Raw genomic sequence first — 19,551 nt, 5'->3', positions numbered from 1 at the left:
GCAATGACCGGGGCGCTGACGCCTTTCGCACGCTCGGTGCTATCGTTCCCGCCATCGTCCCCTGCGCAGGAGCGCTCACATGTCTCCATTCCGTCTGTCCCTGTTGCTGCCGGCCTCCGCCCTGCTGCTGTCGGCCTGCGTCAGCACCCCTGGCCCGGAAGTCAAAGGCAGTGGCCGCTGCGACGCCAGCCAGCTGGGCTGGGCGATCGGCCAGCCGGCCAACGAGCCCAACATCCGTCGCCTGTCCCGCGAGAGCGGTGCCGGCCTGGTCAACCCGATCGGCCCCAGCACCATCACCACCAAGGACATCCGCCCGGACCGCCTGCGCGTGTTCGTGGACAAGGACAACATCATCACGTCCACCCGCTGCGAGTAAGCGCGGCAGCGGGCTTTTGTAGGGTCGAGCCATGCTCGACTGGCTTTTCGCGCGGCGCATCCGAAGACCAGTCGAGCGTAGGCCCGGCTCTACAAGGTTCAGGGTTCGGTATACCCCGCACAATCCGGCAGCGCCTGGTCGGGGTGGAATACCCCATCGCTGAAGCGGAACAGCCGCGTGTAGGTGCACGCCGGGTCCTGCTCGGTGCGCAGATCCTGCTTCTTCCACGGCCCCTTGGCCAGCGAATCCTCGAAGCGCGAAACACCGGCCGGGAACCGGGTCGCCACGGTCTGGTAGCGCAGCACCGGCATGCCCTCGGCGACCGTATCCAGCGCCAGCTTCGCCGAGAAGCCGTATTCGTCATGGCAGGCACCTGCGCGCTGCTTGATGTCCTGTTCGCTGAAACAGGCGCGGATCATCGCATTGCCCAGCCATGGCACGGTCAACACGTCGTCGTCCACCTGGATGTCGTCCTGCAGGTGGCGCACGCGTGCCAGTTGCAGCGTGGACGCGTCGGCACCTCCACCGGAGTACATGGCGCTGAACGTGACGATGCCACCCACCAGCACATTCTGGCGGGCGCGCTGCTGCGGGTCGGTCACCGGTTCATCGCTGCCCACGCCAGGTGCCAGCCGCACGATCCACGGCCACAGCGACAGCTCGCTTTCCTGCGGCACGTCGATGCTGACGTGGTAGGTGTGTGGCGTGCCCTGGCCCGGTTCCTTCTCAAGTACTTCCAGCACGGTCGGCCGGTCACCATCTTTGGCAACCGGCTGCACGCGCACGCACCAGTTGCCGTCCCGCGTGCACTCGTAGAGCCCCGCCGGCCCCGTCTCATGGGCGATCAGCACCTGCCCCAACGGCTCCATCACGTTGCCCGCAGCGTCACGCTGCTGCGGCAGGATCGAGCCCTGCGTCAGCGCCAGCATCGGGGTGGCCAGCACTGCAACGCACACGGTCGTGCAGGCAAGGACGGGGGGCATGGATGAGATTCCTGCTCGTGGAATCAAGATGGTAGCGCAGGAATAACGGAACGATCGCGACCAGCCCGGTCAACCGGAACCCAAGCGGCACACTACCTGTCAGAACGGCGCTCCCAACTACGCCCCTCCAGCAGTACGGAGAATGGCCGGGGGAGCGAAGCCGTCATCAGTTGACGACTCGAGATTCTCACCATCCCAGCTTGCCTGAGTGATCCACTCCACAGCCTTCTCAGCGAAGTCAGCGAAAGTGGGAGCAAGAAGGTACTTGGTTTCTTCATCCGCACCAAAGGCAATCATCTGTCCTTCAGCACCGTCAATATCGGGATCGAAATCCAATCCCATGTGATTGCCGCCACCATCGTGAGTCAGCGGTATCCAACGTGCATTGGTATACATCGGCTTCACCACCCCCGCAGGACTGGACTTCATGAACTCCGCGCAGTCCTCGTTCATGCCGTCGGCCTCGATCTCACGCCAACCCTGCCACTGCCGCCTGATCTCCATGGACGAGAGCATCTGAGTGCCGAACAGAAGCCCGGCCCCATCCTGCCCGTCGTGAATCATCAGCAGCTGCCTGAGCAGATCTGGCAAAGCGACTCCAAGCTGAGCTTCCAGTTCAACCAGCTCGCTTTCGGAAGCTCCCGGTCGCAACTGCACTTCATCCAGACAATTCTTCTCGTGAAGCGACGCTTTGATGGACGCCCATATCTGATCCGCACTCTGCATTGGTTCTGTATCCGTTTCAGCCAAGACCTCAGCCTAGTGCGAACCCGATCAGTGATGAATGCAAGAGATCCGAATTTTCAGAGAGTGCGCCGCTAATGCCCACTACAGTCGCAGCCACCCCACCCTTTCGCCTTCGACGTCTGGCCGATACCCGGGTTGAAGGTATTGCTCGGGTCCAACTGCCTGTAGAACCCGGCCAGCGCAGGCTTGGCCGGGTACAGGTGGCCGACGTTGTGCTCGGCTGGATACTCGGCGCCACGCTGGTCCAGCAACGCCCACATCGCATGCTCGATCGCCATCGGGTCTTCGCCTTTGCGCGCGATGTAGTCCTGGTGGAACACGTGGCACAGGAAGTGCCCGTAATACAGCTTGTGCAGCAGGCGGCCATCGATATCGACCGGCAACTGCTCGAACCAGTCGGCATCATCGCGGCGCAGGGCGATGTCCAGCGCGACGATGTCCTGCACCTGGTCGCGGTGTACCTCGCGGTAGCGCACCGCGGCGCCGGCCACAGCGAAGCGATGCAGGAACGCCTTGCGCCCCTCATCGGCCGTGCAGTGGAAGTAGCCGCCCTCATGGTCGGCGAAGAAGCCGCGCAGCCAGGCCTCGGTTTCCGCGGCGTCCTGCGCGGAGACCTTCAGCAGCAGATGATGCTCGTAGCGCTGGCGGAACTCGACCATGCGCTTGGGCAGGTGCGAGGGCAGCAGGCCGGTCAGCACCTGCATCACCCGGTCGGTCACCCCGCGCAGGCCCAACCGCTCGAACCAGCCATCGACGCGGCTCTTCAGTGCGAAGGCGGCCGGCACGCGGGCGGTGCCGAGGCGGTCGATCAGCAGGAAACTGTCCTTGCCGTAGCGCTCGCCGATGTCATAGGCATCGCGGTGGATGTATTCGCCGGCAATCGGCAAGCGTTCGAAGCCGGTCAGCAGCTGGCGCCGGATCGCGGTGAGGCTGTCGGTGCGGTTGCTGCCGATGTAGAAGACTTCGGCGGCCTCCTTCTCGAAGGTATCCAGGCGCACCGCGAATACTGCCAGCTTGCCGGCAGACCCCGCTGCCTCGAAGTGGCGGCTGGGGTCGGCATTGAAGCGTGCCGGCGTATCGGCATCGACCCGGCGCACTTCCTCGGCGTAGCGTGGATCGGAGGCGGCGCGGCCATCGCCGTCCCCAACGTCGGCAGCACGGTAGTCACCCGCCTGCAGGCGCTGCAGGATCTGCTCGGGCGTATCGCCCAGCGCGATGCCCAGATGGTTGACCAGCTGCAGCTGGCCCTGCGCATCGACCTGCGCATACAGTGCCAGCTCGGTGTAGGCCGGGCCACGGCGCACCAGCGCGCCGCCGGAGTTGTTGCAGATGCCACCGAGTACCGACGCACCGATGCAGGACGAGCCGATCACCGAATGCGGTTCGCGGCCGAGCGGTGCCAGCGTCTGCTCCAGGCGGTCCAGCGTCGCGCCGGGCAGGCACAGCACCTGGCGGCCCTCGTTCAACAGCTGGATGCCGGTCAGGCGCAGCGTGCTGACCAGCACGATCGGACGCCCATAGTCGTTGCCATCCGGGGTCGAGCCACCGGTCAGGCCGGTGTTGGCCGCCTGCAGGATGATCGCTGCCCCGCCCTGCACCGCCGCCTGCAGCACACGCCACAGCTCCAGCAGCGTCCCCGGGCGCACCACCGCCAGCACCGGGCCGTCGCCGAAACGGTAGCCACGGCGGAAACGGCGGGTGGCCTTGTCGCCGGTCAGTACATGGCGGTTGCCGACCGCATCGCGCAACTGCGCCAGCACGGCATCGTGGCCACTCACGGCAGGTTGACCAGCGAATCGCGGCCGATGTCAGCGATGCGGCGCGCACCGGTCAGTGTCATCGCCACGCGCATTTCCTTGGCGATCAGGTCCAGCAGGTTGGCCACGCCCGCCTCGCCCTGCGCTGCAAGTGCATAGACGAAGGCACGGCCCAGCAGCACGGTGTCGGCGCCCAGCGCCAGCATGCGCACCACGTCCAGGCCGGTGCGGATGCCGGAATCGGCGAGGATCTTCAGGTCGCCCTGCACCGCATCGGCAATCGCCGGCAATGCACGCGCGGTGGACAGCACGCCGTCGAGCTGGCGGCCACCGTGGTTGGAGACCACGATGCCATCGGCGCCGAACTTGACCGCATCACGTGCGTCATCCGGGTCGAGGATGCCCTTGATCACCATTGGGCCCTTCCAGAACTCGCGGATCCACTCCAGGTCCTTCCACGAAATGGAGGGATCGAAGTTGCTGCCCAACCAACCGATGTAATCCTCCAGCCCGGTCGGGTTGCCGCGGTAGGTGGAGATGTTGCCCAGATCATGCGGGCGGCCGAACAGGCCGACGTCCCACGCCCAGTGCGGGTGGGTGATGGCCTGGCCGATGCGGCGCAGCGAGGCATTCGGTCCGCTCATGCCGGAGTGTGCATCGCGGTAGCGCGCACCCGGCACCGGCATGTCCACGGTGAACACCAGGGTGGTCACGCCCGCGGCCTGCGCCCGCTCCAGCGCGTTGCGCATGAAGCCCCGATCGCGCAGCACATACAGCTGGAACCACATCGGCCGCTGGATGGCCGGTGCCACTTCCTCGATCGGGCACACCGAAACGGTGGACAGGGTGAACGGGATGCCTCGACTGTCGGCCGCGCGCGCCGCCTGTACTTCACCGCGTCGGGCATACATGCCGGTCAGGCCGACCGGCGCCAGTGCCACCGGCATCGCCAGCGTTTCGCCGAACAGTTCGGTTTCCAGACTCAGGTCGGACATGTTGCGCAGGATGCGCTGGCGCAGCGCGATGTCGGACAGGTCGGAAACGTTGCGCTTCAGCGTGTGCTCGGCATACGCGCCGCCATCGATGTAGTGGAACAGGAACGGCGGCAGCCGGCGTTGCGCTGCGGCACGGTAATCGGTGGAGGCGGAGATGATCATGGGGTCAACCGTGTGGGGAAGGTAGACGCGAGGCCCGCGCACGCCGGGCTTCGTTGTCATCGAGGGTGCGCAGCGTGGTGTGCACGAACTCGAGGTGGGCATGCGCGGCGGCGCGCGCGCGTTCGGGGTCGCCGGCCAGCACCGCGTCCATCATCTCGCGGTGCTGGTCGGACAACGGCGAGAAGGTCCTCGCCGAGGTGTAGAGCTTCTCGCGGCTCTGCGAAATATTGGTCTGCAGCAGTTCGAACAGCCCGCGCATCACCTGCAGCAGCACCAGGTTGTGCGAGGCCTCGGCGATGGACAGGTGGAAGGCCGCGTCGGCCTCCGCTTCGCCGGTGGGGTCATCCTTGCCGTGCGCGTCCATCATGGTCTGGAAGGCCTGCGCGATACGCGTGCGGTCCTCGTCGGTGGCACGCAGCGCTGCATGCCAGGCGGTCGCACCTTCCAGTGCGTGGCGGATCTCCAGCACGTCGAAGCGGTATTCCGGATCGCCCTGGAACAGCGGCAGGTAGGGCGCCAGCGGTTCATCCAGCGCCTGCCGCGCCCGCGCCGCCGGTTCGGCCACATAGGTGCCGCCACCGACCCGCGCGGTCAGCAGGCCCTGGCTGGCCAACTGCGCGATGGCTTCACGCAGCGCGGTGCGCGAGACCCCCAGCTGCACCGCCAGGGTGCGTTCGGCCGGCAGCCGGTCACCCGGCTGCAGCCGCTGTTCCTGCACCAGGCCGCGCAGCTGCGCGGCCACCTTGTCCGAAATACGTTGCGTGCTCATGGCGTCATTGTGGCCCGAAGCGCGCAGCGGGTGGTCGGCTGACCGTGCATGGCTCAGGGAATCATCCAGGTCAGCCAGTAAGCCTGGGCCAGGGTGATCAGGCCGACCATCGTGGTGAAGATCAGGCTGTGCTTGACCGTGAAACGGAACAGGTCCGATTCCTTGCCGGCCAGGCCGACCGCCGCGCAGGCAATGGCGATCGACTGCGGCGAGATCATCTTGCCGGTCACGCCGCCAGTGGTGTTGGCCGCCACCAGCAGCACGTCGGATACGCCGATCTGCTGCGCGGTGGTCGCCTGCAGTGCCGAGAACAAGGCGTTGGATGAAGTATCCGAGCCGGTCAGGAACACGCCCAACCAGCCCAGGAACGGCGAGAAGAACGGGAACGCATCACCGGTGTGCGCCAGTGCAAGCGCCAGCGTCGCCGAAAGGCCCGAGTAATTGGCGATGAAGGCGAAGGCCAGCACCATGCCGATCGAGTAGATCGGCATGCGCAGCTCACGCACGGTCTCACCGAAGGTCTGCAGCGCCGAACGGGCCGGCATGCGCAGCGCGATGATGGCGATCACCGCGGCGAGGATGATCGAGGTGCCGGTGGCCGAGAACCAGTCGAACTTGTAGATCGCCTCGTAGCTGAGCGGTGCATCCACGATCGGCGGCATCTTCTGCACCATCTGGTCCAGGCCCGGCACCGGGATCTTCAGCACCCAGCTTTCCAGCGGGCCGTCCGCCGCGAACAGCGACTTGAACGGTTTGATGCTCCACAGCGTGACCATCGCGGTGAGGATCAGGAACGGCGACCATGCCTTGGCGATCTGGCCGACGCTGTAGCGCGGCGCCTCCAGTGCCTGTGCGGCCGCCTCGGCGCTGGTTTCGGTGTCGAAGCGGAAGATCCGCACCGGCTTCCAGCGGCGCAGGAACAGCGTCAGGCAGACCAGCGAGGCCAGCGACGCGGTGATGTCCGGCAGCTCCGGGCCGATGAAGTTGGAGGTCAGATACTGCGCGATGGCGAACGAACCACCGGCCACCAGCACTGCCGGCCAGGTTTCCTTGATGCCGCGCCAGCCATCCATGATCGCCATGATCCAGAACAGCACGATGATCGTAAGGAACGGCAGCTGGCGCCCAGCCATCTGGCCGATCTCGAAGGCATCCAGACCGGTGACCTGCCCGGCCACGATGATCGGAATGCCCATTGCACCGAACGCCACCGGCGCCGTGTTGACGATCAGGCACAGGCCGGCGGCATACAGCGGTTTGAAGCCCAGCCCGACCAGCAGTGCCGCGGTGATCGCCACCGGCGCACCGAAACCGGCCGCGCCTTCCAGGAAGGCACCGAAGGCGAAGCCAACCATCAGCATCTGCAGGCGCTGGTCCTCGGTGACCGACAGGATCGAGGCGCGGATGATGTCGAACTGCCCGGTCTTGACCGAGACTTTGTAGAGGAATACCGCGCCGATGATGATCCAGGCGATCGGCCACAGGCCGTAGACGAAGCCGAAACCGGCCGCGCCCAGCGCCTGGCTCAGCGGCATGCGGTAGAACAGCAGGGCGACGCCGAGCGCGATGGCCACGGTGATCGTGCCGGCCAGCCAGCCCTTCATGCGCAGCACGGCCAGGGCGACGAAGAAGAACGCGATCGGCAGCAGCGCGATCAGGCTGGACAACCACAGGTTGCCGGCGGGGTCGTACAGGTGTTGCCAGGGCTGCATGGGGGCTCTCGACTGGGGCGGGATGTGCTCCACCGCAGGCGGTGGGTCGCCATGGTCGTCGATTATTGGTATTACCAATAATGATTCGATCAGACCACTTGCAGCGGATTTAACCGCCGCTCCGACGAAGCGCCTATTAGACCATAGGGCTAGATGCCATATTGGTCCGACCATTCAGGTCCCGTGATAGTGCCGACCGCTGGCCGGCAATTCGAGATTCCCTACGAAATCCGCTTCTCCAACCGCCGCATCACCGCCAGCACCAGCACGCACAGCACGCTCACCCCGATGGCAATCACGTACTTGCCGATGCCCACGGCGATGCCGATGGCCGCCGCCATGATCAGCGAGCTTGCCGTGGTCAGGCCGCTGACCTGATCCTCGCGTGACCCACGCAGAATGGTGCCGGCGGCAACGAAGCCGACGCAGGCGACCACGGCTTCGATCAGGCGCACCGGGTCGACCTGCAGCAGGTCGCGGTAACGCTCCTGCTGGAAGTGCTCTGCCACTGAATCGCCGAGTCCAACAATCAGCGCAGCAGCGCCGGCAATCAGCATGTGGGTGCGCAGGCCCGCAGCGTGCTTGCCCATCTCGCGCTCGACACCGAGCACGCCGCCGAACAGCATTGCTGCGGCCACGCGCAGCAGGATCGAGACATCCTGGGTGAGTTCCATGGGCAGGCTCCGGGCGTTTCCCGGAGCGTTGCTCGGCAGCCGTGGGATGGCGGTGAAGACGATGGCACGCCCTCTTCACCGCATGCTTCACCGCATGCGCTCATCCACGCATGGCCTGGATCTACTGGCCATCGCCATGCGTAACCTTCACGCACTCGATCATTGCGCCAGATAACCACCATCGATCGCATAGTATGTGCCGGTCGCGAACGAGGCGTCGTCGCTGGCCAGCCAGGCAACCAGCGCCGCCACTTCCTCGGCCGTGCCCAGCCGCTTCAACGCGTGGCGGCCTTCCAGCGTGGCGCGCACCTTGGGGTCCATCTTCTCCAGCAGTGGTGTGCTGATGAAGCCCGGGCCGACCGCGTTGACACGGATGCCGTCGGCCGCATGCTCCCAGGCGGCGGTCTGGGTCAGCCCGACCACGCCGTGCTTGGCCGCCACGTACGCGGTGGAACCGGCATAGCCCACCTGGCCCAGGATCGAGGCCATGTTGATGATGCTGCCACCGGTTCCGGCCGTGCGCATCGCCTGGATCTGCGCACGCTGGCACAGGAACACACTGGTGAGGTTGACGTCGATTACCCGCTGCCAGCCATCGATCGGATAGTCACCGCTGCTTGCGGCCGGCCCGCCGATACCGGCGTTGTTGACTGCCACATGCAGGCCGTCGAGTTCCTTGATCGTGCGCTGCACCGCCGCCTCCACGGCCGCGTCGTCTGTAACGTCCAGCGCAATGCCGATGGCCTGTGCACCGGCACTGCGCAGCTGCGTCACGGTGGCATCGACTGCATCCTGCTTCAGGTCCCAGACCGAAATACGGGCACCGGATGCGGCCAGCGTCTGCGCCACGGCCAGGCCGATACCGGACACGCCGCCGGTCACGATCGCGGTCTTGCCGGTGAGCTGGTAGTCAATCATCTGCGTTCTCCATCAGTGGGGGTATCGATGTGACCTGCAATGGCCAACCGCCGCACCCTACGCGCCCGCTCGTGATGGCCCGGCCGACATCGCGTCTACGGGTGATCGTTCCAGCCATGAAACCTCAACTCAAGTTGATGTATGGAATTGCGTACGGATATGCATGCAAAACGCTGGCGTATGTTCGGCGGCATTTTCACTTTGGCCGTAATCGTCAATCGTTTTGACCATATTGAAATCAAAAGCGCGCGAATCAAGGCGACAATGGGAAACGTTTCCAGTTTCTTCGACACATTCCATTCAACCTGGTGTTCCCCCACCATCCAGCGTGCCCACGCCCCTGCTTCCCAGCATGTCTGCACGGGTAACGACGGGATCTGCATCTGCATTGCAGAACGCGTGGGCGAGGTAATGCCAGCGTCCACCTCCAAAGCACGTGCCGAGCGATGTCCCGATATTTCACTTTTGCTGATTACCGCCGCTTCGGCCACCGCCATGGCTTCGATTACCGCGCCGACCCGGAACACCTGCGTGACGACCAGTGGGCCGGCCATGGCGAGGTCAACGAGCAGTTCCTGCGCGGCGGCATGAGCCTGATCGCCTCCGACGTCCATAATCGCTTCCCTTATGTCGCCACCGCCCAGCAGAGTCCCGGCCTGGCCATCCGCGTGATGCTGCAGGGCCAGGTCGATGTGCGCATTCCGCGACGCGGTGGTTTCACCCTGCGTGCTGGTACGGCGATGACCGCGCACCACCGCGAACAGGTTGAGATGACCGGTGCGCATCCTGGCGAAACGCGCATGCGCGGCGTCAGCGTGATGGTGCCCGGCCAGATCGATCCGGACCTGTTCCAGCTGCCACAGTTGGAGACCGCGCTCAACACCCACCTGGAATGCCGCCACTGGGCCATTCCGCATACCCTGCTGCCGGTGCTGGGCCAGCTGTTCGAAAGCCCATGGGAGGACGGCATCGACGCGTTGTGGCGCGAAGGCGTCGCACTGCAGCTGCTGGCCGTTGGGCTGAAGGCCGAGGATCTGCAGACCGACCATGTACGAACGCTGCGGGCTGGCCAGCGCGAGCGCCTGGAGCGCGTGCGTGCCTACCTGCATGACGATCCCAGCCACGCCCATAGTCTGATCGAACTGGCCCAGCTGGCCTGCATGAGCCCAAGTTCGCTGCGCCGTCATTTCGCCCAGCAGTACGGCTGCTCGGTGTTCGACTACCTGCACGAACAACGCATGCGCCACGCCGAGCAGGGCCTGCGCGAGGACGGCTGGACTGTCGAGCAGGCTGCGGCCGCCAGTGGTTACCGCCACCCCAGCAACTTCGCGGCTGCATTCCGCAAGCGTTTCGGCCTGGTACCCAGCCGCTGGCGCACGGGCCCATCGAAAGTGGTCTGAAGGCCTCGGTAGGTGTCGACCTTGGTCGACACGCTTTGGCACCATCGCGGAAGCCGGCCAGCGGCCGGCACGACCGCGGCCACCTGAATCGACCTGCCATGGCTCCGCTCTGGTAGGTGTCGACCTTGGTCGACACGCTCTCACACCATCACGGATGCCGGCCAGCGGCCGGCACGACCGCAGCCGCCTAATCGACCTGCAATGGCTTCGCTCTGGTAGGTGTCGACCTTGGTCGACACGCTTTCACACCATCCCAGATGCCGGCAAGCGGCCGGCACGATCGCGGCCGCCTGAATCGAACTTCCATGGCTCCGCTCTGGTAGGTGTCGACCTTGGTCGACACGCTCTCACACCATCACGGATGCCGGCCAGCGGCCGGCACGACCGCGCACCGCCGGGTATCGCGCACCCGGCGCACCCCATCAACCTCAATACACCGGCAGATCGATGTAACTGGCCTGCGCCGCGCTGTGCCAGACCCGCTGCGTGGCCTTCTGGTAATCGCCGGGCTTGGCCAGGTAGACGTTCGGCACGTAGGTCTGCGGGTTGCGGTCATACAGCGGGAACAGACTGGACTGCACCTGCACCATCACCCGGTGCCCCTTCTGGAAAGTGTGGTTGGCGTTGGGCAGGTCGAAGCGGTACGGCAGCACCTCGTTGGCGGCCAGCGGCTTCGGATCGCTGAAGCTCTCGCGATAGCGGCCACGGAAGATCGCCAGCGACACCGGCAGCTCGTAGCCGCCCATCTCCGGCGTCGACGCTTCCTGGTCCGGATACACGTCGATCAGCTTCACCACCCAGTCGCTGTCGGTGCCGCTGGTCGACGCCTGCAGGTGCACCACCGGTGCGCCGCCGATGCGCAGCGGCGCGGTCAGCGGTTCGGTGATGAAGGTCAGCACGTCCGGGCGGCCATCAACGAAACGCTGATCCTTGACCAGCCAGGTGGTCCACATGTCGCGGTCACCGAAACGGACCGGGCGCGGCACGAACGGCACCGGCTTGGCCGGGTCGGACACGTATTCCTCGAAGTCACCCTCGCCCGCCGCCGGCGCCTGGAACGCCAGCTTGCCGCCGGCCCGCAGGTACAGCGGCTTGCTGCTGGCGGTACAGCCCTTGTCGCAGCTGCGAGGCCAACCCTTCAGGCGATCCCAGTGGTTCTCGCCGGTGTTGTAGATCAGCACCGGCGGCGTGTCCGCCTTCGGCGCACCGTCCACCAGGTACTGGTCGAAGAACGGCTTGAGCACGTCACGGCGGAACTGCAGTGCGGTATCACCATCGAACTTCAGCGCGCCCAGCTCGCTGCCACTGTAGTTCACCTGGCTGTGCCGCCACGGGCCCATCACCAGATAGTTGCGGTTGTTGCCGCTGTCTCGCCCTTCCATTGCCTGGTAGGCGTGGTTGGCACCCCACATGTCCTCCTGGTCCCACAGGCCCTGCAGCCACATGGTCGGCACCTTCAATGGCGTCTTCGCCATCACCGCGTCCAGCGCCTGGCCCTGCCAGAAGCCGTCATAGGCCGGGTGCTCCACCAGTTTCTTCCACCAGGTCAGCTGGTCCACGCCGGTGAAACGCGCGTAGTCGCCAGCCGAACCGATACGCAGGAAGGTGCTGTAGTCATCGTAGCCGAGGCTGGGCAGCGGCGTGCCCTTGCCGCGCTTCTCGGTCTGCATCGCGAAGTAGTTGAAATTGACCTGGCGGAACGCGCCGTAGTTGAGCCAGTCGTCGCCCATCCAGCCATCCACCATCGGGCTCTGCGGCGCGGCCACCTTCAGCGCCGGGTGCGGGTCGGTCAGCGCCATCACCACGGTGAAGCCCTCGTACGACGAGCCGAGCATACCGACCTTGCCGTTGCTCTCCGGCACGTTCTTCACCAGCCAGTCGATGGTGTCCCAGGCGTCGGTGGAGTGGTCCACCTTGGTGTTGTTCAACGGCCCGCGCAGCGGCCGGGTCATCACGTAATCGCCCTCGGAGCCGTACTTGCCGCGGATGTCCTGGAATACGCGGATGTAACCGCCATCGACAAATACCTCGTCGCCCTGCGGCAGCAGGTCGCGCATGCGCGGCGAATCACTGCGGCTGGCGCGGCCGGCAGCATCGTAAGGCGTGCGGGTGAGCAGGATCGGGGCATTGCGCGCGCCCTTGGGCACCACGATCACCGTATACAGCTTGGTGCCATCGCGCATCGGCACCATCACCACGCGCTTGTCGTAGTCACGACCGACATCGGGGGCAACGAAGGGCTTGCCGCTGATATCCGGGGTCATCGGCGGGGTTTCGGCGGCCAGCACTGTGCTGGACAGGCAAAGGGCAATGGCTACAGCGACGGCACGCACACGCATGGACAACCCCTCCCGGCAGGAAAGCCTCAAGCCTACTCCTGCCTTGAGCCGTGAAGTGTGTGCAGGCTTTGCATTCTGCGGTGGATGCAGGCAGGACTGATGGCACATGTGCGACCAGCTGCTGCGCTCGTCGGCAACCGGTAGCGCCGGCCGCTGGCCGGCAACTTCATCCACCTCGGGCACGGTACGCGGTTGCCGGCCAGCGGCCGGCACTACCGATCAGGCTGCCGTTACCTCATGCAGCACCAGCCAGCGCCAACGCCCCTCTTCCTGCCGCAGCACCGCCAGCGATTCCCGCCATACGGGCTCGCCGCCATCGATCGCATGCCCTTCGCGATAGCGCAGCACCGCCAGCGGTGAAGGTGCTTCCACCGCCTGCAGGGCGTCGATGGAAATCTGCAGCCCTGGACGCGCGCCATGACCACCCGCGAACAGTGCCTGCACGGCCTTCCGGTCCAGCCTGCGACCCGCGATGCCGACCATGCTGAAGTCCGCGCAGAAATGCGCCATCAGGTCCTCCAGCGCGTCGGTGCCGGCGTCGGCGCGGAACCAGGCCTGCAGCTTGTCGTGCAGGAGGTGGACTTCATGTTCTGCGGTGGTATCCATCAGGTGTTCTCCGGTTGCGAAAGGGTGAGCAACTGCGGCCGTCGCAGCAACGCCATCGGCAGCAGGGTAAGCAGAGCGGCCAGACCCAGCGCCACGCCGGTGGCGCGGGCCGGCAGCCACTGCATGGCCAAGGCCAGCAGCAGCGCGATGGCCGCGGTGCCCAGGCAGAAGCTGAGCTGGCGATTGAGGTTCCAGAGCGCACTGGCATCGCCCAATGCTTCGCCCTCGACCCCATGGAAGGCCAGCGTCTGCGCCGTGCTGCTGCACAGGCTGCCGCCGGCGCCCATCAAGGCAAACAGCCATGCTGCAATGGCAAAGACCGGGTGTGGCAGCAGCGCCATCAACAACAGGCCGCAGGCCTGCAGGAGCATGCCCGCACGCAGCACCGAGGCTGGTCCGAAGCGAGCCAGCAGGCGCTTGCTGGCCGTGATCGCAATGGCCGAGGCCAGCGCCCACGGCAGCATCAGCGCGCCGATGTGCGCGGCACTATAGCCGGCCTGGTGCAACTGCAGGGTACTGACCAGCTGGCTGCCGATGAACACACCGGGTACGGCCAGATAGATCAGCATCGCCAGGCGCAGCCCGCGATGGGACAGCAGCGACCAGCGCAGCAGTGGCTGCGCCTGCTGCCGTGCATGCCGCAGGTGGGCCGCCGCCAGCAGCAGTGCGATCAACAGCAGTACGGCACCGGCGGTCCGATGGCCGGGTTCGCCCAGCCAGGTCAACGCCAGCAGCAGCGCGCCCAGCGCCAGCATCGCGGTGGACAGCGCATAGGCCTGCAGGCGTGGCGCACTACGCGCGCCATCGGCCGGCATCCACGCCAGCACCAGTCCAATCGCCACCACGGCCAGCGGCAGGCTGACCCAGAGCACGCCGCGCCAGGACAACCACTGCACCAGCAGCCCACCGAGCGCAGGCGCCAGTGCCGGCACCAGCAGCGCCACCAGCAGGATGCGGCGGGTCAGCGCACCACGCTGGTCAGGCGTGCACTGTCGGTACGCTGCCGCTTGTGCCACCGGAATCAGCAGGCCACCGGCCAGGCCCTGCAGCAGGCGCCAGCCCAACAGCCAGCCAATACCCGGTGCAGCCCCGGCCAACACTGCGGAGGCGGCGAACAGCAGCAACGCCACCAGCAGCAGGCGACGCTCACCGCAGCGTGCGGCCAGCCAGGGCGCCAGCGGAATCACCACGCTCAGGCCCAGCATGTAGGCGGTGCCGACCCAGGCCAGGGTACCGACGTCGGCATGCAGTTCCGCCGCCAGCGCCGGATAGGCCACCGTGGCGATGAACATGTTGACCAGATCCAGGGCGAACACCAGCAGAAAGATCGCCTCATGGCGCAGGCGGGGGGACGGCATCGGCGGCGCTCCAGCGGGGAAGCGGCCAGCATGCCGTCCGGACCTTGTTGGAAAAACCCGACGGCAGCTGCAACACTGTCAAACCTGTTTTGACAATGGATCATCATGGTCAGCCTCGATCGCTTCGATATCTTCCGCGCCGTGGTCGACGCCGGCAGCCTGACTGCCGCGGCTGATCGGCTCGGCCTGAGCCGCGCGGTGGTCAGCTTCAACCTGAAGCGGCTCGAGCAGGAGCTGGGCGTGACCCTGCTGCTGCGCAGTACCCGCCACCTGGCCCTGACCGACGCCGGCGAGCAGTTCCTGCAGCACTGCGTGCAGGCGCTGGATGCAGCACAGGCGGCGATTGACGCCGCCCGCCGCGACCAGCATCAGCTGCAGGGCGTGCTGCGCCTGACCACCACGCCGGAGTACGCACAGCTGCGCCTGATTCCCGCACTGGAGGCGTTCCGTGCGCGGCATCCGGCCCTGCAGCTGCACCTGTCGACGTCACCCGCGCCGGCGGACCTGATTCCCGAACGTTTCGACCTGGCGATCCGCCTCGGCCGTCTGCCCGATTCCGGCCTGCATGCCAGTGAGCTGGAACGGCACCCACTATGCGCGGTGGCGGCTCCGTCCCTGCTGGCACGCCTGCCCTCTGCCGATGCTGCCGATGACCCCGTGCAGCTGGGCACCCTGCCCCGCCTCGGCTACCCACGCCTGGCCGACGAGCCGGTGGTGGCACCGGATGGCAGCGACGCCCTGTTCGCCACCAACCCGGGCAACGCAGTGGTGCGCGTGGATGGCGCCAGCAGCCTGCGCGCCTTCGCCGTGGCCGGCGCCGGGGTCACCGTGCTGCCACGCTGGCTGATCGAGGACGACCTGGCCCAGGACCGGCTGCGCCCGGTGCTGCGCCAGCACCGGTTCCCGCAGCAGAGCGTGTACGCGGTCTACCCGCACAGCACGCAGCCCTCACCGAAGGTGCGGCAGCTGATTGATTTCCTGCGCGGGTGGTTTGTCACCTGAAAAAAGGGGACGGAGGGGATTAAGTCGTTTATGCATAAACGACTTAATCCCCTCCGTCCCCTTTTTTGCATGGCCCCTTGCGGGGCCATGCCTTCAGGCATCAGCGCAGCACCTGCTCCACCAGCTGTACGTCCACCGTCTGCAGCGGTTCGGCGGCGTTGCGCGACAGCTGCACCTGGTAGGTGCCGCCATCGATCTTCCACTGGCGGGCCTGTGCATCGTAGTGAGCCAGTGTCTTCGGCTCGGCTTCGATGCGGATGCGGCGCTGTTCGCCCGGCTGCAGGGTCACCTTGTCGTAGCCGATCAGGCGGATCGGCGTGGTGCTGCCAGCCGGAAGCTTCAGGTACAGCTGGGCCACATCGGCACCGGCGCGCTTGCCGGTGTTGCGGATGTCGACGCTGGCGACCAGGCGCGATCCTTCCACGCTCACCTTCAGATTCTCGTAAGCGAACGAGGTGTAGGACAGGCCGTGGCCGAAGGCGAAGGTCGGGGTCAGGCCCTTGGCCGCCATCCACTTGTAGCCGACGTTGGCGCCTTCGATATCGAAATCGAACACATCACCGAACGGCTTGGCCGGCTTGAAGCCGAGGCCGTCGATGTGCGGGCGCGGCAGCTGCGATTCGTCCACCACCCAGGTCACCGGCAGGCGGCCGGACGGATTGACCTGGCCGGTCAGCAGCGCGGCAATGCCTTCGCCACCGCGGATGCCCGGGTACCAGGCCTGCAGCATCGCCGGCACCTGCGCCAGCCACGGCGTGCGCACCGGGCCGTTGGTTTCCAGCACCAGCACGGTCTTCGGGTTGGCCTTGGCCACCGCCGAAATCAGCGCGTCCTGATTGTCCGGCAGCTGCATGTCCGGCAGGTCCACCGATTCGGCCGCCCACTGGGTGGCGAACACGATGGCCACATCGGCCTGCGCGGCGGCCTTGGCCGCAGCGGCGGCATTGGTGCCATCCACATACTCGAAAGTTGCATCCGGACGCGCCGCACGCAGCGACTCCAGCGGCGAGGACGGGTGGAAGATCACCGGGCCCGGCCAGGTGGTCGGCAGCACGCCCGGCACCGCGTTGGTGCCCTTGGCGGTCACGCCCACCATCGACGAACCACCGCCACCGATCACGCCCTTGTCGGCGTGGCCACCGATGATGACGATGCGCTTCACGCTGTCGGCCAGCGGCAGCAGGTTGCCTTCATTGCGCAGCAGCACGCTGCCTTCTTCCACCGTGCGCTGGGCGACGGCGAAGCCAGCCTCGGCATCGACCTTCTGGTGCTGCGGCGGGTTGTCGAAGTTGCCGTGCAGGAACATCGTGCGCAGGATGCGCGCCACCATGTCGTTCAGGCGTTCCTGCGGCACCACGCCACCATGCACGGCCAGGCGCAGCGGCTCATCGAAGAACACCGCTGCGTCGAACACTTCACCGGCCGACTGCTGGTCCAGGCCGGCCAGCGCCGCCTTGGAACCGCTGTGCACGCCGCCCCAGTCGGACATTACGAAACCGGGGAACTTCCATTCCTGCTTCAGCACCTGGTTCATCAGGTAACCGTTCTCGCAGCCGTAGGTGCCGTTGATCTTGTTGTACGAGCACATCGCCACGCCCGGGCGACCGGCTTCCAGCGCGATCTCGAAGGCCAGCAGGTCCGACTCGTGCATGGCCTGTTCGCCGATGCGCACGTCGTGGAAGTTGCGGCGGGTCTCCATGTCGTTCAGCGCGAAGTGCTTCATCGAGGAGATCACGTGCTGGCTCTGCACGCCCTGGATCAGCGCGCCAACCATCGAGCCGGCCAGCAGCGGATCTTCACCGGCATATTCGAAGTTGCGGCCGTTGCGCGGATCGCGCTGCAGGTTGACGCTGCCCGACAGCAGGATATTGAAGCGCTGCTGCCATGCCTCGCGGCCCATCGTGGCGCCACCGGCGAAGGCGACTTCACGGTTCCAGCTCGATGCGGTGGACGGGCCCGACGGCATCGCCGTGGCGAAATCGCCCGGGCGGATGCCACCCGGATTGGTCACGCCGACGCCGGCATCGGCCGATTGCTGCGACGGAATGCCCAACCGCGCCACGCCCGGCACGAAACCGGCCGAACCGACTGCGCCTTCCGGCAGCGGGCCACCGTCCTTGCCCAGCCCGAAGTAGCTGTGCAGCATCTGGAACTTCTCATCCTCGGTCATCGCCTTCAGCAGCAGCGCAGCGCGCGCGTCGGCGTTGAGGGTGGTGTCCATCCACGGCGTTTCGCCGTGCTTGTCGGCGGCATAGGCCAGGGTCAGCAGCGTGGCACGCAGGGCGCTGCCTTCCACCTTGAACGGTGCACTGCTGGCGGCCTGGAAGCCGTCGCTGAAATAGCTGGCATCGGCTTCCAGCGCCACACGTGCCGGGTCGAAGCCTGCGGCCTTGGCCGATTCACCGGCCACTGCGCCAAGCAGCACCGCCGGTGCGCCCAGCCGCGAGCGCGTGACCAGCGCCGGCAGCTGCGCGGCACCTGCACCAGCATCGGTGTACACCGCCACGGTGTGGCGACCATCGTCCAGGCGCAGGTAGTTCAATCCCGGCTGGTCCGGGCCGGACTCAGCGGCAATCGGCAGCCGGGTCAGCACGGCCTGACCGCGCTGGGTCTGGCCATCGTCCTTGCCCGCCGCAATGAAGCGGTACTCGTAGCCCAGGCCGTCGGCCAGCACCTGCAACGGATCGACCTGGCCGATGCCGCGCTGCACCTGGCGCACGCTCACCGCGTCCACCTGCAGGGTCTTCAGCTGGGCGGCCAGGGCCGGCATGGCCTCGGCGGTCGGGGCCTGTTCCAGGGTCAGCACAGTGAACGCGGCGGGGTCGGCCCAGGCTGGGGTAGCCAGTGCAGCAGACAGGGCCAGGGACAGTGCAAGCGGCTTTGTAAACGTTTTCATCGGCAGGCGTAATTCCGTTGCCAAGGCAATCGGTCCAGGGAAAGTGCCGCCGAAGGGTGCAGCGTTCATGCCGCGCAGGGGTTGCCAGGCAACGTCCCGCAGGCCGAAGGACGGGCCGGTCTGCGCCTGGGACCCTCCTCCCGGCGTGACAACCTGCCTGTCCGGGCCGCGCAGGGCGACCCAATCATGTGAAGATTGTGCGAGGGCGTTCACACCTGTCAACAGGACCTAAGTCACAGGCCGACCCCAGCCACTGGTTATCAGGCCATCACCGGCGGTCATCAGCGCGCCGCGCGAGGCTGCTGATAATGAGGGTCCCTGGCCACGAATCGAGCCCATGACCGTACACCGCGACTTCGATCATCTCTGGCGCGACCGCTGTGATACCTCCAGCCAGCGCGCGCCGCGCGTGCTGATCCGGGTGTTCGTGGCCCCCGGTGAGCTGGAGCGCAGCGTGGCGTTCTACGAGCAGTTGCAGGGCGTGGTGGCCGATGCCGGGTTCCCGTTTCCGGAGGCCGGCCTGCGTCTGGCGATGGTCGGTGCGTTCCTGTTGATCGAGGGCAGCGAGGCGGCGCTGGCGCCGTTCACTTCGACCACGGGGACGCTGCTGGTCGATGACGTTCGGCCCTATCACGACAAGCTGGTGGCGGCTGGCGCTGAAATCATCTTCCCGCTGCAGGTGGTACCGACCGGGGCGGCGTTCAATGCGGTGCATCCCGATGGCACCGTGGTCGAGTACGTGCATCACCGGCCGGATCCGCACGGACGATGAGGTGACGGCCGGGCTGTGCCCGGCACCCGCGGTAGTGCCGGCCGCTGGCCGGCAACCTCAGAAGCAACAGCCGAAGCAACAGCGG

The 19,551-nt window shown here is 66.4% G+C and carries 17 protein-coding genes; 4 read left to right on the top strand and 13 right to left on the bottom strand.

Features of this window, described 5'->3' with window-relative positions; translation table 11 throughout:
* Positions 1-79 precede the first annotated feature (79 nt).
* Complete coding sequence (locus QRO95_RS16255) at positions 80-376, top strand: I78 family peptidase inhibitor (RefSeq protein ID WP_032128105.1); 297 nt, start codon at positions 80-82, stop codon at positions 374-376.
* Between the two features lie 98 nt (positions 377-474).
* Here QRO95_RS16255 and QRO95_RS16250 read toward each other — a convergent pair whose 3' ends face one another.
* From QRO95_RS16250 to QRO95_RS16210, 9 genes are all read right to left on the bottom strand, one after another.
* Positions 475-1,359, bottom strand: coding sequence for a hypothetical protein (locus QRO95_RS16250; protein WP_285303002.1), 885 nt, complete (start codon positions 1,357-1,359; stop codon positions 475-477).
* 117 nt (positions 1,360-1,476) lie between these two features.
* Positions 1,477-2,109 (bottom strand): SMI1/KNR4 family protein, encoded by a 633-nt coding sequence (locus QRO95_RS16245; protein ID WP_285303001.1) that lies wholly within the window; start codon positions 2,107-2,109, stop codon positions 1,477-1,479.
* Positions 2,110-2,177: 68 nt separating this feature from the next.
* A complete protein-coding gene (gene dld / locus QRO95_RS16240) occupies positions 2,178-3,884 on the bottom strand; it encodes a D-lactate dehydrogenase (RefSeq protein WP_285303000.1) in 1,707 nt (568 codons plus the stop codon).
* Positions 3,881-5,020 (bottom strand): FMN-dependent L-lactate dehydrogenase LldD, encoded by a 1,140-nt coding sequence (gene lldD / locus QRO95_RS16235; RefSeq protein ID WP_110712678.1) that lies wholly within the window; start codon positions 5,018-5,020, stop codon positions 3,881-3,883. Before lldD ends, dld begins: the two co-directional genes overlap by 4 nt.
* Positions 5,021-5,024: 4 nt before the next feature.
* Positions 5,025-5,789: a transcriptional regulator LldR gene (lldR, locus tag QRO95_RS16230; protein ID WP_012480578.1), complete on the bottom strand. Its 765-nt coding sequence runs from the start codon at positions 5,787-5,789 to the stop codon at positions 5,025-5,027.
* 53 nt (positions 5,790-5,842) lie between these two features.
* Positions 5,843-7,501, bottom strand: a complete 1,659-nt coding sequence (gene lldP / locus QRO95_RS16225) for an L-lactate permease (protein ID WP_132810342.1) — start codon at positions 7,499-7,501, stop codon at positions 5,843-5,845.
* A gap of 221 nt (positions 7,502-7,722) precedes the next feature.
* Positions 7,723-8,175 (bottom strand): MgtC/SapB family protein, encoded by a 453-nt coding sequence (locus QRO95_RS16220; protein ID WP_005410036.1) that lies wholly within the window; start codon positions 8,173-8,175, stop codon positions 7,723-7,725.
* Positions 8,176-8,334: 159 nt separating this feature from the next.
* On the bottom strand, positions 8,335-9,093 hold the full coding sequence (locus tag QRO95_RS16215) for an SDR family NAD(P)-dependent oxidoreductase (protein ID WP_049398446.1): 759 nt from the start codon (positions 9,091-9,093) through the stop codon (positions 8,335-8,337).
* A gap of 95 nt (positions 9,094-9,188) precedes the next feature.
* Entirely contained in the window at positions 9,189-9,482 is a 294-nt protein-coding gene (locus QRO95_RS16210; RefSeq protein WP_125894599.1) for a hypothetical protein, read from the bottom strand.
* A 57-nt stretch (positions 9,483-9,539) separates the two neighbouring features.
* Here QRO95_RS16210 and QRO95_RS16205 point away from each other — a divergent pair, with 57 nt between their 5' ends.
* Positions 9,540-10,493: an AraC family transcriptional regulator gene (locus QRO95_RS16205; RefSeq protein ID WP_032129614.1), complete on the top strand. Its 954-nt coding sequence runs from the start codon at positions 9,540-9,542 to the stop codon at positions 10,491-10,493.
* Positions 10,494-10,921: 428 nt separating this feature from the next.
* Here the strand turns inward: QRO95_RS16205 and QRO95_RS16200 are convergent, their stop codons facing one another.
* From QRO95_RS16200 to QRO95_RS16190, 3 genes are all read right to left on the bottom strand, one after another.
* On the bottom strand, positions 10,922-12,832 hold the full coding sequence (locus tag QRO95_RS16200) for a CocE/NonD family hydrolase (protein WP_285302999.1): 1,911 nt from the start codon (positions 12,830-12,832) through the stop codon (positions 10,922-10,924).
* A 219-nt stretch (positions 12,833-13,051) separates the two neighbouring features.
* Positions 13,052-13,438, bottom strand: coding sequence for a DUF4440 domain-containing protein (locus QRO95_RS16195; RefSeq protein WP_285302998.1), 387 nt, complete (start codon positions 13,436-13,438; stop codon positions 13,052-13,054).
* Positions 13,438-14,796, bottom strand: coding sequence for an MFS transporter (locus tag QRO95_RS16190; RefSeq protein ID WP_285302997.1), 1,359 nt, complete (start codon positions 14,794-14,796; stop codon positions 13,438-13,440). The genes QRO95_RS16195 and QRO95_RS16190 overlap by 1 nt, the downstream gene beginning before the upstream one ends.
* A gap of 105 nt (positions 14,797-14,901) precedes the next feature.
* On the opposite strand from QRO95_RS16190, the gene QRO95_RS16185 reads away from it, so the two are divergent.
* Complete coding sequence (locus QRO95_RS16185; protein ID WP_285302996.1) at positions 14,902-15,798, top strand: LysR family transcriptional regulator; 897 nt, start codon at positions 14,902-14,904, stop codon at positions 15,796-15,798.
* Between the two features lie 100 nt (positions 15,799-15,898).
* Here QRO95_RS16185 and QRO95_RS16180 read toward each other — a convergent pair whose 3' ends face one another.
* Complete coding sequence (locus QRO95_RS16180; protein WP_285302995.1) at positions 15,899-18,694, bottom strand: beta-glucosidase; 2,796 nt, start codon at positions 18,692-18,694, stop codon at positions 15,899-15,901.
* Positions 18,695-19,031: 337 nt separating this feature from the next.
* Between QRO95_RS16180 and QRO95_RS16175 the strand changes: the two genes are divergently transcribed.
* Positions 19,032-19,466: a VOC family protein gene (locus tag QRO95_RS16175; protein ID WP_021204492.1), complete on the top strand. Its 435-nt coding sequence runs from the start codon at positions 19,032-19,034 to the stop codon at positions 19,464-19,466.
* Positions 19,467-19,551 lie beyond the last annotated feature (85 nt).

This window comes from Stenotrophomonas maltophilia group sp. Smal13, from assembly GCF_030236855.1.
GTDB classification, from domain to species: domain Bacteria; phylum Pseudomonadota; class Gammaproteobacteria; order Xanthomonadales; family Xanthomonadaceae; genus Stenotrophomonas; species Stenotrophomonas maltophilia_A.
Note: the sequence above shows the minus strand (reverse complement) of the source record. Positions and strands in the feature narration are given on the sequence as shown.

Coding starts and splice junctions, on each gene's coding strand:
- QRO95_RS16255 (WP_032128105.1), top strand. CDS start 80: ATGTCTCCATTCCGTCTGTCCCTGTTGCTGCCGGCCTCCGCCCTGCTG.
- QRO95_RS16250 (WP_285303002.1), bottom strand. CDS start 1,359: ATGCCCCCCGTCCTTGCCTGCACGACCGTGTGCGTTGCAGTGCTGGCC.
- lldD (WP_110712678.1), bottom strand. CDS start 5,020: ATGATCATCTCCGCCTCCACCGATTACCGTGCCGCAGCGCAACGCCGG.
- lldR (WP_012480578.1), bottom strand. CDS start 5,789: ATGAGCACGCAACGTATTTCGGACAAGGTGGCCGCGCAGCTGCGCGGC.
- lldP (WP_132810342.1), bottom strand. CDS start 7,501: ATGCAGCCCTGGCAACACCTGTACGACCCCGCCGGCAACCTGTGGTTG.
- QRO95_RS16220 (WP_005410036.1), bottom strand. CDS start 8,175: ATGGAACTCACCCAGGATGTCTCGATCCTGCTGCGCGTGGCCGCAGCA.
- QRO95_RS16215 (WP_049398446.1), bottom strand. CDS start 9,093: ATGATTGACTACCAGCTCACCGGCAAGACCGCGATCGTGACCGGCGGC.
- QRO95_RS16210 (WP_125894599.1), bottom strand. CDS start 9,482: ATGCAGATGCAGATCCCGTCGTTACCCGTGCAGACATGCTGGGAAGCA.
- QRO95_RS16205 (WP_032129614.1), top strand. CDS start 9,540: ATGTCCCGATATTTCACTTTTGCTGATTACCGCCGCTTCGGCCACCGC.
- QRO95_RS16200 (WP_285302999.1), bottom strand. CDS start 12,832: ATGCGTGTGCGTGCCGTCGCTGTAGCCATTGCCCTTTGCCTGTCCAGC.
- QRO95_RS16195 (WP_285302998.1), bottom strand. CDS start 13,438: ATGGATACCACCGCAGAACATGAAGTCCACCTCCTGCACGACAAGCTG.
- QRO95_RS16190 (WP_285302997.1), bottom strand. CDS start 14,796: ATGCCGTCCCCCCGCCTGCGCCATGAGGCGATCTTTCTGCTGGTGTTC.
- QRO95_RS16185 (WP_285302996.1), top strand. CDS start 14,902: ATGGTCAGCCTCGATCGCTTCGATATCTTCCGCGCCGTGGTCGACGCC.
- QRO95_RS16180 (WP_285302995.1), bottom strand. CDS start 18,694: ATGAAAACGTTTACAAAGCCGCTTGCACTGTCCCTGGCCCTGTCTGCT.
- QRO95_RS16175 (WP_021204492.1), top strand. CDS start 19,032: ATGACCGTACACCGCGACTTCGATCATCTCTGGCGCGACCGCTGTGAT.